This is a genomic window from Paenibacillus sp. FSL R5-0701 (genome assembly GCF_037973995.1).
GTDB lineage: Bacteria > Bacillota > Bacilli > Paenibacillales > Paenibacillaceae > Paenibacillus.
On sequence record NZ_CP150230.1, the window covers coordinates 4819479 to 4834451 of the forward strand.

The 14973-nt window shown below is 47.3% G+C and carries 11 protein-coding genes; all 11 read right to left on the reverse strand.

Annotation, left to right across the window (positions count from 1 at the left end):
* Window positions 1-3 precede the first annotated feature (3 nt).
* Window positions 4-1425 (reverse strand): UDP-N-acetylmuramoyl-L-alanine--D-glutamate ligase, encoded by a 1422-nt coding sequence (gene murD, locus MKZ13_RS21330; protein WP_339177978.1) that lies wholly within the window; start codon window positions 1423-1425, stop codon window positions 4-6.
* A gap of 3 nt (window positions 1426-1428) precedes the next feature.
* Window positions 1429-2397 carry a phospho-N-acetylmuramoyl-pentapeptide-transferase gene (gene mraY / locus MKZ13_RS21335; RefSeq protein WP_047843751.1) on the reverse strand — a complete coding sequence of 323 codons (969 nt, stop codon included), beginning with the start codon at window positions 2395-2397 and terminating at the stop codon, window positions 1429-1431.
* 12 nt (window positions 2398-2409) lie between these two features.
* Window positions 2410-3822, reverse strand: coding sequence for a UDP-N-acetylmuramoyl-tripeptide--D-alanyl-D-alanine ligase (gene murF, locus MKZ13_RS21340; RefSeq protein ID WP_339185426.1), 1413 nt, complete (start codon window positions 3820-3822; stop codon window positions 2410-2412).
* Window positions 3822-5309 (reverse strand): UDP-N-acetylmuramoyl-L-alanyl-D-glutamate--2,6-diaminopimelate ligase, encoded by a 1488-nt coding sequence (locus MKZ13_RS21345; RefSeq protein WP_339185427.1) that lies wholly within the window; start codon window positions 5307-5309, stop codon window positions 3822-3824. The genes murF and MKZ13_RS21345 overlap by 1 nt, the downstream gene beginning before the upstream one ends.
* 139 nt (window positions 5310-5448) lie before the next feature.
* Window positions 5449-7401 carry a stage V sporulation protein D gene (locus tag MKZ13_RS21350; RefSeq protein ID WP_237174383.1) on the reverse strand — a complete coding sequence of 651 codons (1953 nt, stop codon included), beginning with the start codon at window positions 7399-7401 and terminating at the stop codon, window positions 5449-5451.
* 94 nt (window positions 7402-7495) lie between these two features.
* Window positions 7496-9838 carry a penicillin-binding transpeptidase domain-containing protein gene (locus tag MKZ13_RS21355; RefSeq protein ID WP_339177980.1) on the reverse strand — a complete coding sequence of 781 codons (2343 nt, stop codon included), beginning with the start codon at window positions 9836-9838 and terminating at the stop codon, window positions 7496-7498.
* A 12-nt stretch (window positions 9839-9850) separates the two neighbouring features.
* Complete coding sequence (locus MKZ13_RS21360; protein ID WP_339177983.1) at window positions 9851-10279, reverse strand: hypothetical protein; 429 nt, start codon at window positions 10277-10279, stop codon at window positions 9851-9853.
* Window positions 10280-10306: 27 nt separating this feature from the next.
* The gene (gene rsmH, locus MKZ13_RS21365) at window positions 10307-11257 is read right to left on the reverse strand and encodes a 16S rRNA (cytosine(1402)-N(4))-methyltransferase RsmH (protein ID WP_036614882.1); all 951 of its coding nucleotides are present in this window, start codon (window positions 11255-11257) and stop codon (window positions 10307-10309) included.
* Window positions 11258-11275: 18 nt separating this feature from the next.
* Window positions 11276-11713: a division/cell wall cluster transcriptional repressor MraZ gene (gene mraZ, locus MKZ13_RS21370; protein ID WP_017687291.1), complete on the reverse strand. Its 438-nt coding sequence runs from the start codon at window positions 11711-11713 to the stop codon at window positions 11276-11278.
* 273 nt (window positions 11714-11986) lie between these two features.
* Window positions 11987-13252, reverse strand: a complete 1266-nt coding sequence (locus MKZ13_RS21375) for an adenosylhomocysteinase (protein WP_047843755.1) — start codon at window positions 13250-13252, stop codon at window positions 11987-11989.
* 44 nt (window positions 13253-13296) lie between these two features.
* Window positions 13297-14928 (reverse strand): bacillithiol biosynthesis cysteine-adding enzyme BshC, encoded by a 1632-nt coding sequence (bshC, locus tag MKZ13_RS21380; protein WP_339177985.1) that lies wholly within the window; start codon window positions 14926-14928, stop codon window positions 13297-13299.
* Window positions 14929-14973: the final 45 nt, after the last annotated feature.

The following is a 14973-nucleotide window of genomic DNA, read 5'->3' on the forward strand; positions in this document are numbered from 1 at the left end:
TACTTACAAGTTATGCGCCGCCTCTTTAAAAATGCGTCCCCGCTCTTCATAGGAAGCAAACATGTCCCAACTTGCACATGCCGGGGATAACAAAACGACATCACCGGCACTGGCAAGCTTCGATGCTTCCTGCACAGCAACGGTTAACGTCCGGGCAGCGTCCTCCTCATTATCGACGACCTTAATTTGCTTTAATCCGGCAAGTTCCGCGACCTTGGCAATTTTTGTCCGTGTCTCACCAATTGCAACGACAGCTTTTACCCGTTCCTGGAACAAGGGTAACAACTCCATCATGTCTGACCCGCGATCCAACCCTCCAGCAATTAATACGACCGGTTCCTTGAACGAATTCAGGGCCATAACCGTAGCTTTCGAATTGGTCGCTTTGGAGTTGTTGTAGTATGCAGAACCGTTATGCTCCAGGACATATTCAAGTCGGTGTTCAACTCCCTTGAAGTCTGCAAGCTGAGCAGCCAGCACCGCAGGATCAGCTCCTGCCGCTACAGCAATGGCCACAGCAGCCAGTGCATTTTCCACATTAAATCGCCCAGGAAGGCCAATATCCTCAACGTCGATAATGATGTGGTGATCTCCGTTTTCATCCGCGTAGATTACCTGACGCTTCACATCGTCCTCTTCTCCATCCACATAAGGAGGATCTGCATACACACCTGTATCCAATTTCTCTGTCACTGAGAAGGGGATCAATCTGCCTTTGATGTAAGGAATCAGACCACGACATACCGCATCATCCCAATTCAGAATGGCTACGTCGTCAGGATGCTGATTAGCGAACAGTTTGGCTTTGGAAGCCACATAATCATCCATGTTCCCGTGATAGTCCAGATGCGTCTCTGCAACGTTAAGCAAGCTGGCAATCCGAGGACGGAAATCAACCGTTCCTTTAAGTTGGAAACTGCTAAGCTCAACAACCATCCAGTTATCTGGAGAAGCTTGCTCTGCCGCTTCACAGAGAGGTGTTCCGATATTACCGGCAACAATCGGTTTGAGGCCGGCATGCTCCAACATTTTACCCACCCACGTGGTGGTTGTTGTTTTACCGTTGGAGCCCGTAATCCCGATCATGGGTGCAGCACATAGATGATAAGCAACCTCTACTTCGGTCACCACTTCAATGCCCAATGCCATAGCTTGCTGCACAGGAGCTGCATGGTATGGGATACCCGGGTTTTTAACGACCAGCTTCACACCACTGTGAATCAGATCATCCGGATGTCCTCCGCATACAACAGAAATTCCCAAAGCCTCCAATTCGGAAGCTTCGGGACATTGATCTCTCTCTTTTATGTCATTTACTGTAACCTTCGCTCCGGCGCGATCCAGCACTTTGGCGACCTGTACGCCGCTTTTGGCCAATCCGAGCACGACTACTTGTTGTCCGCGATATGATTCAGGATGATTCATGATCTACAACCCCTTGTTGAGATAAAGTCCAAGAGCGGCCAAAATTGCGCCTACCGCCCAAAAGGTAATAACAACCCGCCATTCTGACCAACCACTTAATTCAAAGTGATGGTGAATGGGGCTCATTTTGAATACACGCTTGCCACGAGTCTTGAAAGATACCACTTGAATGATGACAGACAGGATTTCGATAACAAAAATACCGCCAATGATGACAAATAGAAGCTCCGTCTTGGTTACAATCGCTACCGCACCAATCGCACCGCCAATCCCCAGAGAACCGGTGTCTCCCATAAACACTTTGGCCGGATGTGCATTGTATACCAGAAAACCGAGTACGGCTCCGATCATCGCTGCTGCACACACTGCTGCCGGCATCGACGTGGCTTGCATCGCCACAATGGCAAACGCGCCAAAGGCAATGGCACTTACCCCTGACAGCAAACCATCCAGACCGTCGGTAAAGTTAACCGCATTGGTAATGGCAAGCATCATGAATACAACAAACGGATAATAGAACCATCCGGTCCAGTCAAACGAGAATGACGTACCCGGAATAGAGATGGCTGTGCTGTGTCCATTCTGGATCAACAAGAAACACATCACTGCACTGAAGAACAATTGGCCCAGCATTTTTTGTCTGGCCGTCAGTCCCAGCGAACGTTTGAACACAATTTTGATGTAATCATCCAGGAAGCCAATCAGCCCAAATCCCAGCGTAGCCACGAGCAAGACATAAAAGTCTGTATTCTTGACTGCCGAAAATTTCAAAAAGGCCAATGTGAACGCAACTAAAATGACGACTCCACCCATTGTAGGTGTTCCGCTTTTTTTCAAATGGCTCTGAGGCCCATCTTCCCTAACTTGCTGTCCGAATTTCATTCGACGTAACAGCGGAATCAGGAGCGGTGCGGCAATCACCGCCAGAATAAATGAAACACCGATTGTTAACAGTAATACCTGAAAATCCATGGGTTCACCCCTCTAGTCTACTCGATTCTGTAATGGTGCTATTTGTAGTGCTTCGACCACGTCCTCCAGCTTCATGCCTCTTGAGGCTTTGAACAAGACAACGTCTCTGGGATGTAGTTTCTCCAGTAGATAACGGGTCATTTCTTCTTTATCTATAAAAGCATGCACAGCCTCTGCCGGCATATGCTTTCTTGCTCCTTCAGCAATATGTGCTGATAGCGGGCCATATACGAGCACCATGTCCATTTTGGCAGAGGTAATATACTCCCCAATTCCAAGATGCAGATTCTGCTCCTGAGGACCAAGTTCAAGCATATCACCAAGCACAGCCACTTTCATGCGGTATCCTTTCAGACCTTCTAGTACATCGATTGCGGCCTTCATGGAGGTTGGACTTGCATTGTATGCATCATTCAGCAAGGTTAGACCACTAACGCCTTGAGTAACCTCAATACGCATGCCTGTCAGTTTCAAGCGAGACAATCCCGCGGCAATCTGCTCCGTTGTCACTTTGAAATGACGGGCTACAGCCAAAGCAGCCAGACAGTTAACGACATTATGCGTTCCTAGCAGAGGTAGCGTAAATGCATGTTCTCCAGACTGTTTGGTGGTGAAAACTACGCCGTTCTGTGCATTCATAAGTCCGGTAGGATAGTCATCATTATCGGTTTGCAGACCAAATGTAAACCGCTGCAATCCATCAGGTTGTTTCGTTGCGGGCTCTTCAAGGACTTGTGCAATTAAAGGCTCGTCTCCGTTGTAGATCAGTAACCCGCCAGGCTTCAATCCCGCGGCAATCTCAGCTTTGGCTCTGGCAATCTCCAATCTGGACCCTAGCTGAAGCAGATGAGATTCACCAATATTGGTTATAATCGCTACATCTGGCTGAGCAATAACTGACAAATCGTTAATTTCCCCGCGACCACTCATACCCATCTCCAAAATGATAATCTCGGTATCCGGGTCCATGCTTAGTACAGTCAGTGGTAAACCAATGTGATTATTGAAGTTGCCTTGCGTCTTATGCACTTTGAACGTCGTTGAGAGAATGGCATCAACGATGTCCTTTGTTGTTGTCTTGCCGTTGCTGCCTGTAATGCCGACTACAGCCGCTTTATTCTCCGTTAGATAAGCAGATGCGAGTGCTTGCAGTGCAACAAGTGTGTCGTCAACAACAATGACAGCTCCTTGCGGCGGAATACCATGATCCTTTTGCCAGATCGCGCCTGCAGCCCCCTTCTCCAGACAGGCTTGCACAAATTCGTGTCCGTCAAACCTTTCACCCACTAGCGGGATAAACAAACTGCCTTCCAGAGGTTTACGCGAATCGGTAAACACTCCTTCCACCATTACATTGCCATGAGCAGCAACGTCACTTAATGTTCCTCCACACATCTCGGCCAATTGTGCCAATGTTCTTTTTATCAATTGGATTTGCCCCTTATCGCTTCTTTGGCTATGATTCGGTCATCAAAATCGGTTTTGGTTGTGCCGATAATCTGATAGGTCTCGTGACCCTTGCCCGCAATCAATACTACATCGGCTGGGCTTGCCATTTCAATAGCTTCATGAATCGCCTGGCGCCGATCCACAATCATCGTATAACGTTCAGCAGGAACGGATTCTTCAATCAGGCCCTGTTCAATGTCTTTGAGAATCAGATCCGGATCTTCTGTCCGTGGATTATCGGAAGTAACCAGTACAAAATCACTATAATTCGCAGCAATTTTCCCCATGAGAGGGCGTTTGGTACGGTCCCTGTCACCACCACAGCCAAACACACAGATCACACGTCCTTCGGCAAATTCCTTCACCGTCCGCAGCACATTCTCCAGTCCATCCGGTGTATGGGCATAATCGACAATAACAGCAAATGGCTGTCCTTCGTCCACTCCTTCAACACGTCCATCCACGCCCGGAACCGTCTCCAGACTGCGCTTGATCTCTTCCAGCGGAATACCTTCCACCAGCGCTGCAGAGATGGCTGCCATTGCATTGTACACATTGAATTTACCTACCATGCGCAATCGAATATCCGCGTTGCCTGCAAATGTATCCACATGGAAAGAAGTTCCCTGAGATGTAATTGAGATTTGGGATGCGCGTACATCCGCCTTTTCACCCATGCCATATGTAATCACTTCAGCCGCAGTCACAGAGATGAAATAAGCCGCAGCCGGATCATCTGCATTGATGACAGCGAATTTGCGCTGTGAAACATCTTCTGTATAACCGTTACCCAGACGTGCAAAGAACAATCCTTTGGCCCCGCGATATTCCTCCATGGAATGGTGGTAGTCCAGATGATCCTGCGTCAGGTTAGTGAATACCGCAGTACGGAAATTTGTTCCCTTTACTCGCCCTTGTTCCAATGCGTGAGAAGAAACTTCCATAACACAGCAGTCCGTACCCTTCTGAACCATATCATGCAGACTACGCTGCAGATCAAGCGCCTCTGGTGTTGTTCCTGACATCGGGTAGGTGCGACCGTCATACCGCATTTGAATAGTGCCGATCAATCCCGTCTTGCGTCCGTAATCACTCATGATTTTTTCAATCAAATAGGTGGTCGTTGTTTTTCCGTTCGTTCCCGTTACACCAATCATATTCATTTTTTGGCTTGGCGAGTCAAAAAAGAAATCTGCCAGAACAGCCATCGCAAACCGGCTGTCCTTCACCAGCAATTGTGGTACAGGCAGATCCAGCAGCCGTTCAACCACCAATGCGACTGCACCCGCATTTACAGCTTTTTCTGCATAATCATGACCATCTACCGTATGTCCCGGAAGACAGATAAACAGATCACCCGGTTTTACCTGCCGGGAATCTGTCTGAAGGTTTTGGCATTCTGTATTTGATTCGCCCACGAGGCGGGCGGTGGTCAGCATCGATGCAAATTGTTTTAAAAGCACATGAATAACCTCACTTTTCCAATTATACTTCTGTTTTAACATATGTCTGTATTTATTAATATCGTCAATACAACCCAATAATGAAACGCACTTGGATGAATTTTGTTGCGCTTGAAGCTCAAACTACCCCTAAGCCCTGTTATTCATCCTTTGTGTGATCATGTGCATCGTTCAGAACATCCCCCATATATATGCGGATGGTTGATCCCTGATCTACCCTCGCCCCAGGTTTGGGTGCCTGATTAATCACGTATTTACCACTGCCAGACTTCGCCAGCATAAAATTCATGTTCAGGTCTTCGTACAGATCTTCAACAGTAGCTCCTGTCAGGTCTGGGACTGTCACGATTTTGGTTTCACCATACTTGTATTCTTTGGCGACCTGATCCTTCCGAACAGGGACATTCATATAATGCAAAGCATCTTCAAGGATGTTCTGCACAATCGGGGCGGCAACCACACCTCCGAACTGAATTCCTTTGGGATTATCAACTGCCGTATAGACGACAATCTGTGGGTCATCTGCCGGTGCAAACCCGATAAAGGATACAATATGCTCAGTCGAGGAATAACGTCCGTTGATAACCTTCTGGGCTGTACCTGTTTTGCCACCGACCCGGTATCCATCAATGAATGCCGGACGCCCGGTACCTTTTGCGACAACACTCTCGAGTGCTTCACGTACTTGTTTGGATGTATTCTCCGAGATCACCTGACGAACCAGTTCCGGCTTGGCTTCTTCCATGACTTCTCCCGTGACCGGATGGACCCACGCTTTTGTAACATAAGGCTTGTAAAGTTTACCCCCATTGATGGCCGCTGACACAGCAGCTACTTGCTGAATGGGCGTTACCGATACGCCTTGACCAAAAGCCGTTGTTGCAAGCTCGACAGGTCCCACTCTGGACAGTTTGAACAGAATTCCACTGGCTTCTCCGCTGAGGTCAATCCCTGTTTTGGTACCAAAGCCGAAGTCTTTAATGTAGGAGAACAACGATTCTTTGCCGAGCCTCTGCCCCAAAGCCACAAAGCCCGGGTTACACGAGTTCTCAACCACCTGCAGGAAAGTTTGACTTCCGTGGCCGCCCTTTTTCCAGCAACGTAGACGGGCTCCACCCACCTCAACATATCCGGGATCAAAAAATTGATCCTGTTGCAGATTGACCTTTTTCTCTTCAAGCGCCGCCGCCAAGGTAATGATCTTAAATGTGGAACCCGGTTCGTAGGTCATCCAGATCGGCAAATTCCGATTGTATATCTCGGCTGGATATTGCTGATAATCGGCAGGTTCGTATCCCGGCCTGCTGGACATCCCCAAGATTTCACCCGTTTTGGGATTCATCGCTATGGCCAATGCTGAGTTCGCCTGGAACTTCACCATGGCCTGATCCAGTTCTCTCTCCATGATGGACTGAATGGATTTATCAATGGTCAGCTTGAGGTTAAGGCCGTCCTTCGGTTCCACATACTTCTCGGATGAGCCCGGCATTAGCCTTCCGGCCGCATCGGACAAGTAGGACACACTGCCATTCAAACCATTCAGCTTATCATCATATTTCTTCTCAACACCCGTTAAGCCCTGATTATCAATGCCCGTAAAACCAAGAATATGGGCAGCCAAATCGTCATAAGGATAAAAACGTTTATTGTCCTCAGCAACAACGATACCCGGAAGCTTCAAATCACGGATGCGCTGAGCTTTCTCCATCGTAATTTTGCGGCCGCCGGGTTGTAGTCGTACAATGAGTTCTCGTTTCTTGATGGTTGCCAGCACTTTTTCTTCCGTCATCCCAAGCAATGGGGCCAGCGCTTTAGCTGTCGATTCAGCTTCTTTAACCTGAGCCGGAATGGCCATAATGGTTGGTGTTGTCACATTATAGGCCAGAGAGGTTCCATTTCGATCCAGGATCTCCCCCCGCTTGGCTGAGTAAGGAATATTACGCCGCCAGGATTCTTCTGCTTTTGCTGACAATTCAGGGCCTTCCCCGAGCTGTACATAAGCAAGCCTGATCATCAGGGCCGAAAATAACAAAACTAAAATCATTAAACTCCATAGCAACCTGCGTCGCAGATTTACGCTTGATCCCTTCACGAAAAGATCCCCCCACTCGTCCCAAAATCATGACATTCGTTCCATTCATGAATATTCAGGACAACCGGGGGTTAGAACAAGCTGTCAGAGCTCTCTAAGGAAGCGAAGCTCCGTTTGTTGCTGGATCATCAGAGGATTCGGATTCATTGGCAGGAGCTTTGTTGTTATCTGTTTCTTCTGTTCCGTCTGTTTCGTCGGTTTTAGCTTCTCCGGCCGAAGCCTCTTGTTCCTTCACTTCAGCTTCTGACGACGGATCAGAAGAGATTGGAGCCTCATCGGCTATACCTGTCACTGCAGCTTTGGCAGTTTGCAAGTTCAACTGTACAGTTCTCTGCTCACCTGCGACCTGCTCCGTTTGCTTCACCACATAGCCCTCACCCTTGACCGTAACCCCCACCTTCATGAGAGAAAGTACTTCAAGGGCATCACGGAGAGATTCACCTGTTAGATCGGGAATCTTCATCTTGCTGCTTTCTTCCGTTAGCAGATAGATTCGTTGGCCTGGATTCATAGAGGCGCCAGCAACCGGATACTGCCGAATTACATTATCACCTTGACCAAGAGTCACATAAGCAATTCCTGCGCTTAGAAGCTGGCTTCTGGCTTGTTTGGCTGTCTTGCCACTCAAGTCAGGCGCCTTGGCTTGCACGACAGAGACTTCTTTTGACTTTTTGTCAGGAGTTTTGGCTGTATCTTTGGGTATTCCCATGTATTGAAGAGTCTGGCTGACAATCTTTTTGAACACCGGGGCAGCTGCGGTTCCTCCCCCAATGTTGGTTCCATCCGGTTGGTCAATGACAACAAGTATAGCAATCTTCGGATTATTCACGGGCGCGAATCCAATAAACGATACAACGTCTTTCGACTTGCTGTATGCTCCGTTAACAACTTTTCTTGCCGTACCTGTCTTACCAGCTACACGGTAACCTTCAATATAGGCGTTACGACCCGTACCAATCGTTTGGTCTGCAACGACTTGTTCCAGATAACCACTCACCAGTTTGGAAGATTCCTTGGAAATCACCTGACGAACAACTTTGGGTTTGATCACTTCCGTTGTCCCATCATTCGGGTTCTTGATCTCCTTCACCAGATGTGGCTCCAGCAATTTGCCGCCGTTGGCAATCGCAGAGATTGCTGCGACCTGTTGAATTGGTGTTACCTGTACAAGACCGTGTCCGTAAGCAGCAGTAGCAATCTCGGATTTGTAAACCAGTGGCTTGATCGGGGACGCTGCCTCGTTCGGCAGATCAATACCCGTCTTTTTGCCGAAACCGAATTCGTCTATGTAATGACGCAGACGTTCACCGCCAAGCATGTTGTAACCCAAGTTAACAAAAGCAATGTTACTTGACCGTTTAACACCTTCTAGATACGAGATCCAACCATAGGCATGACCATTATCACTAATGGGGAAACCACCGATATACATGCGTTTGGATTCAAAACTTGCATTGGGATCGAAAAGTTTTTCTTCAACAGCCCCTGCTAGCGTAACTATTTTGAATGTACTCCCTGGCTCATAGATGGATTGCGTAGCATGGTTAATAAAATTTCTTTGATCAGGTGTACTTCCATACGTATTTGGGTTAAAGGTTGGCCAGTTCGCCATCCCTAGAATCTCCATCGTATTTGGGTCCGCAGCAATGACCGTCATGCTCAATGGATTATACTTGGCAACGGCTTCTTTCATTGCATCCTCAATGTAGAACTGGATCGTATCATCGATGGTCAGCGTAAGGTTCTTACCGTTCTGAGGTGGCAGATAGTTATCCTGTGAATCCGGAAGTTTGATGCCTTTGGCATCTTTCTGATAATTCAGATATCCATCTGTACCTGTCAGTGCTTCATCATATGAGACTTCAAGTCCATTGACAGCTTTCCCATCACGGCTCATATATCCCAAGAGATGAGAAGCAAGTGTTTCTTCAGGGTAAAAACGCTTCGACTCCTGAGCCATCACAATTGCATTACGCGCCTTATATTCATCTTGCAGTTCTTCACGCAACTCGTTGACTTGTGCCGCAAGTTCAGGACTTATTTTATATCCTTCACTGCGTACTTCACGCTGTTGAAAAAACTCACCATCTTTTTTCTTCGCTGTGACCAAAGCACGCATCTCACTCTCATTTTTCCCAAGAAGGGCAGAGAGTTTCTCCGTAACAACATCCTGGATTCCGAGTTCATTAATTAATAACGGATTAACGGAAACCGTATACGCAGGCGCGTCAGTAGCCAAAATGTTACCGTTTCGATCCGTAATCGTTCCACGTGCAGCCTTAATCGTCTGTTCCCGCTCTACCAAACCGGCTGCCCGTTCCTGCCATACACCGCCATTCACAACTTGAATGAAAAAGATTCGGGTTACGAGTACAAGAAAAAAGAGGGTAATACATCCCCCTATAAGCAACGTGCGCATCTTTATTCTTTTTATCATCGGAACACCTCTTTACTTACTGCTTGCTGTATTCGAGGACGACTCAGTACCAGTTGAATTCGTACTTGTTGAGCGAGGTACATAAATGACATCCTTACCGGATGCTTCAACGTAACCAAGTTGTTTTGCATTTTCGATGACCTGGTTGTTCAATGTTTCTTTTTCCACCTGCAGGTCTGCAATCGTCTTTTCATACCCTTTGATATCCGAAATAGTGGACTGAGCCTGCTTGTTCAGATCATAGATATGAGCATAACGAGACATCAAGGCTCCTCCAACCAGGATAACTGCAAATAAGGTAATCAGATACAGAATCTTCTCGCGTGCCGGAAGACCCGTACGACGGGTCACCACTTTGGTGGTTTCTTTGTATCGTTGCTGGGTCACACGTTCCTGGGACGCTTTTTCTTTTACAGCGAGATTACCACGTGTATATGCCATACTCCGATTCTCTCCTCCACTCTTGATCTACAATTTCTCGGCTACGCGCAGCTTGGCTGAACGAGCACGTGAATTTTCGGTCAATTCCGTTTCCGTTGGAATCAACGGTTTTCTGTTAACTAAACGCAGGGTCCCTTTGCCGCCGCATACACACAACGGAAAATCGGGTGGACATGTACATTTTTCCAGATAACTGCTGAAAATCTGTTTACATATCCGATCCTCAAGGGAGTGGAAGGTAATAACAGATACACGTCCTCCTGGTGCCAGACAACGAACAGCCTGATGCAAGCCTTCTTCAAAAGCACCCAACTCATCGTTGACGGCAATGCGTAATGCCTGGAAGCTACGTTTGGCAGGATGTCCACCCGTACGGCGAGCTGCCGCCGGGATGCCTTCCTTGATCAGTTCCACGAGTTCACCTGTCGTCTCAATGGTAGACTGCGCTCGTTTTCCGACGATAACACGGGCAATTCTTCTCGAAAACTTCTCTTCACCATAGCGATACAAAATTCGAGCAATCTCTTCTTCTGGCCACTCATTCACAATCTCTTTGGCCGTCAGCATTGCATCCTGGTCCATTCGCATATCGAGCGGAGCATCGTGATTGTAGCTGAATCCACGTTCTCCTTCATCAAATTGCGGAGATGACACACCCAAGTCGTACAAAATACCGTCGACCTGTGGTGCACCATCCTTCATTGGTACATCCAGATCCTTGAGTACCTGTTCCAGATCTCGAAAATTGGTTTTCACCAATGTTACACGTTCTCCATAAGCTGCGAGCTTCTCGCGAGCATTATCCAAAGCCCAATCATCCTGATCAAGTGCGATCAGACGTCCCCCTGGACCGAGCTTGGAAGCAATCACGGAGCTATGTCCGCCACCGCCTAAAGTGCAGTCCACGTATATACCGTCCTGCTTGATGTTTAATCCCTCTGTTGCCTCTTCTTTGAGTACGGTTATGTGGTGAAACAACCTGCACCCCTCCTGACTTTATAAATCAAAATTAAAATCGACCAGCTTTTCGGCAATGTCGTTGAATGCTTCTTCGGATTGATTGAAATAACTCTCCCATATGCCTTTGCTCCAAATCTCCACCCGGTTTGACACGCCAAGAACAACACAATCCTTGTCCAGCTTGGCATACTCTCTTAAATTGCCCGGCAGATTTACCCTGCCCTGTTTGTCCAGTTCACATTCGGTTGCACCCGAGAAAAAAAAACGGGTAAACGCACGTGCATCAGATTTCATCAATGGCAGTGCTTTGAGCTTCTGTTCCATGACCCCCCACTCCTCCATGGGGTACACGAAAAGACACTGGTCCAAACCCCGTGTGACAACGAAAGACGGTCCCAGAGATTCGCGGAATTTAGCCGGAATGATAACCCGACCCTTATCATCAATGCTATGTTGGAACTCCCCCATAAACATTGGCCCACTCACTCCTCACCCGTTTCTCCCACTTTGCCCCACTTTCCACCACCTAAGCATAATAGATTCGCACAAAAAAATCAAAACCCTTCTTGCATGACTTGATTTTTTAATTTTTCAGCATAAAAAAACGCCCTTGATCCTGTCACTCAGGATCAAAGACGCTTCCCTTAAACGGGCAATCGTATGTCTACCCGCACATGAGCCATATCATCAATAAACCATTCTATACCTATTGAACCATTTCATCAGCTTGTAATTATTGGATAAAGCTTAAAATTTCCAGCTATCCAGGTATTTCTCTTGCTCAGCTGACAAGGAGTCGATGCCAATATTCAGGCTTTCAAGTTTATAGCTGGCAACTTGCTGGTCAATATCATAAGGTACATTAACAACGTTTTTACCCAAGTTTTCATAATTCTCACTTACATAACGCAGACCAAGTGCCTGCAGAGCAAACGTCGTATCCATGATTTCGGCAGGGTGACCATCTGCTGCGCCCAGGTTTACAAGACGACCTTCTGCAAGAAGGTACATTTTACGACCGTCTTTAAAACGATATTCCTCAATGTTGCGACGAACTGTGCGAATCGATTCGGAACGTTTAGCCAATTCAGGTTTATTCACTTCAACATCAAAGTGACCTGCATTACTCAGGATCGCTCCGTCCTTCATCACATCGTAATGCTCACCTGTGATAACATCCTTATTGCCTGTAACTGCAATAAAGAAATCACCCAATTTGGCGGCTTCCACCATCGTCATGACCCGGAACCCATCCATGTGTGCTTCTACCGCTTTGATTGGATCGATCTCGGTTACGATCACATTTGCACCAAGACCTTTGGCGCGCATCGCTACACCTTTACCACACCAGCCATAACCTGCTACCACTACGTTTTTACCAGCGATAACCAGGTTGGTTGTACGAATAATCCCGTCGAATGCAGATTGTCCCGTACCGTAGCGATTGTCAAACAGATACTTGCAGTATGCGTCATTAACCGCAACCATCGGAAACTTCAATTGGCCTTCTTTCGCCAATGCTTTCAAACGAATAATACCCGTTGTCGTTTCTTCTGCTCCTCCGCGAATTGTTGCTGCGAGGTCAGGGCGCTCGGATGCAATAATGGTTGCAAAGTCTCCACCATCATCAATAATGAGATCAGGCTTCACCTCAAGCGCACGCAGTTGCAATGATTTGAATTCCGCCGGCTCCGGATTGTACTTCGCATACACCGTAACGCCGTCTTCCACCAATGCTGCGCAAACATCATCTTGTGTAGACAATGGATTGCTATGCGTAATTGTTACTTCTGCACCACCCGCTTGGATCACTTTTGCCAAGTAAGCTGTTTTCGCTTCCAGATGAAGACAAATCGCAACCTTCAAACCTTTGAAGGGCAGATCCTGTTCGAACTGGCGACGAATGCGGTTCAGTACCGGCATATGCGCTTCTACCCAATCAATTTTCAGGTGACCCTCTGAAGCGAGTCCCATATCTTTAACAATACTGTTTTGCAATGCAGGTGTAGTCATTTCATATCCTCCTCATTTATGTGTTTCTTCTATTATAAAGGGCTCTACAGTGCAATAACCTTATGCTCTCCAAGGAATTCACTTGAGTCCTTAATCAGTTCATCGATCCACTCGGTGCCATAACGATTCAGGTAAAAGAGTGCATTATGTACTCGTTCCTGTGGTTTGCCCGTTGGGAATAAGGAGTTCTGAATGCCGTTCCAGTGCCTTAGACTCACATTGTGTTTATCTTCGATAGCTTTGTGAGTCTGCTGTTTCAGATACTGCATTTGCTCGTTGATTTTACTCAAATTGGTATCGCCAATTCGTTCCAGCCCCGGATGAATCTCCGCGATCTCATCAAGCAACGGTCCATACAGATCAAGAAACGCTTCCTGAACCTTGTCAAACTGTTCATCTACCTGGAACGTCTCCTGCTGTGCGAGCCACTGCTCTTTCTTTTCTTCCATATGATATTGAACATCCTGAAAAGAAAGTCCATATTGTTTCATATGTTTGTGATGAATATCTTCCATAATGGTGAAAGACAACCGCGGCAACAAAATGGGCATTTGCAGTCCGAACTGACGGAATGCTTCCCGAGTCAAACCCCAATATGCAATTTCACCTTGCCCCAAAATAACTGCGGCTACAGGCAGCACGGAATCTTGCATTAATGGTCGTGTCAATACGTTGTTACTGAAGCGCTCCGGATGTTCTCCCAGTTCCTGAAGCAAACGTTCCTCTGTGAAAGAAACCAAACCTTTGCGATCACTATATAAACCGTCCTTCAACAACAAGAGTAGACGCGCACCTTCATGAATGTAGAACAGATTGGCTCCATCCTCTGCTACTTCGGCAGGCATAGCATAGCCAGCTTGTTGTACCAGCGAAGCACCTTGTGTGTATGCGTTGCGCAGCACTGCATTTTTTCGTATCAACCGCTCAAACACGGGCTGTTCCAACCTGCGTAAATCTGGATCCGATGCATCCATTAGAACAAGTCCACTGCTGGCAAACAAGGCAGATATCATGCGGGCAAATGCATCACTCAGATTTGAACTGGATTGATGGATCTCTGTGATACATTTCATCAGTCCTGGTTTATGTATCGTATCGGGTAAAAGATGTTCCACCTGTTCGAGTACATTCATCCACTGCTGTGTATCCACATGAACATTACTCACAGAATCCCTTCCTGCGAATCGTCCTTGTAACTTAACCTTCTTCATGTCTCCCTGATGATCAGGTAGATATGTGTGGTTAACCTCATCCCAGTCATGGTCTTCACCGGCAATCCAAAATACTGGGACTACCGGGCGTTGAAGTCTTTCTTCCGCTTCACGCGCAGCTGCCACTACGCTGGCGGCTTTGTATATGACGAACAGTGGTCCGGTGAGCAGACCGCTCTGTTGTCCTCCTGTAACCACTAGTGCATCTTGTTCTGCAAGACGTGTGATGGACGCATGAACCTCTCCATGGTCGTTCACCCGCTTATTATATATACGTAAATACTCTGCCAGATCACGACGATCAACACGTGTGTTTTCCGATTGGTCCAGCCACTCGGCACGCGCCTGAAGTCCTGATTCCCAGCGAATGTCATACTCGTAAAGGCCACGCGCAGCATCTCTTGAACAGATATATTCTTCTGCAAGTCTTGATCCGCTGCGGAGTGCCTCGGTAATACCGTTCATGAGGTCTGCCTCCTATTCTGCTTCAAAGAGCCTTTCTTGATTGTA

Coding starts and splice junctions, on each gene's coding strand:
- MKZ13_RS21360 (WP_339177983.1), bottom strand. CDS start 10,279: ATGGCATATACACGTGGTAATCTCGCTGTAAAAGAAAAAGCGTCCCAG.
- MKZ13_RS21375 (WP_047843755.1), bottom strand. CDS start 13,252: ATGACTACACCTGCATTGCAAAACAGTATTGTTAAAGATATGGGACTC.
- murD (WP_339177978.1), bottom strand. CDS start 1,425: ATGAATCATCCTGAATCATATCGCGGACAACAAGTAGTCGTGCTCGGA.
- mraY (WP_047843751.1), bottom strand. CDS start 2,397: ATGGATTTTCAGGTATTACTGTTAACAATCGGTGTTTCATTTATTCTG.
- bshC (WP_339177985.1), bottom strand. CDS start 14,928: ATGAACGGTATTACCGAGGCACTCCGCAGCGGATCAAGACTTGCAGAA.
- mraZ (WP_017687291.1), bottom strand. CDS start 11,713: ATGTTTATGGGGGAGTTCCAACATAGCATTGATGATAAGGGTCGGGTT.
- MKZ13_RS21355 (WP_339177980.1), bottom strand. CDS start 9,838: ATGATAAAAAGAATAAAGATGCGCACGTTGCTTATAGGGGGATGTATT.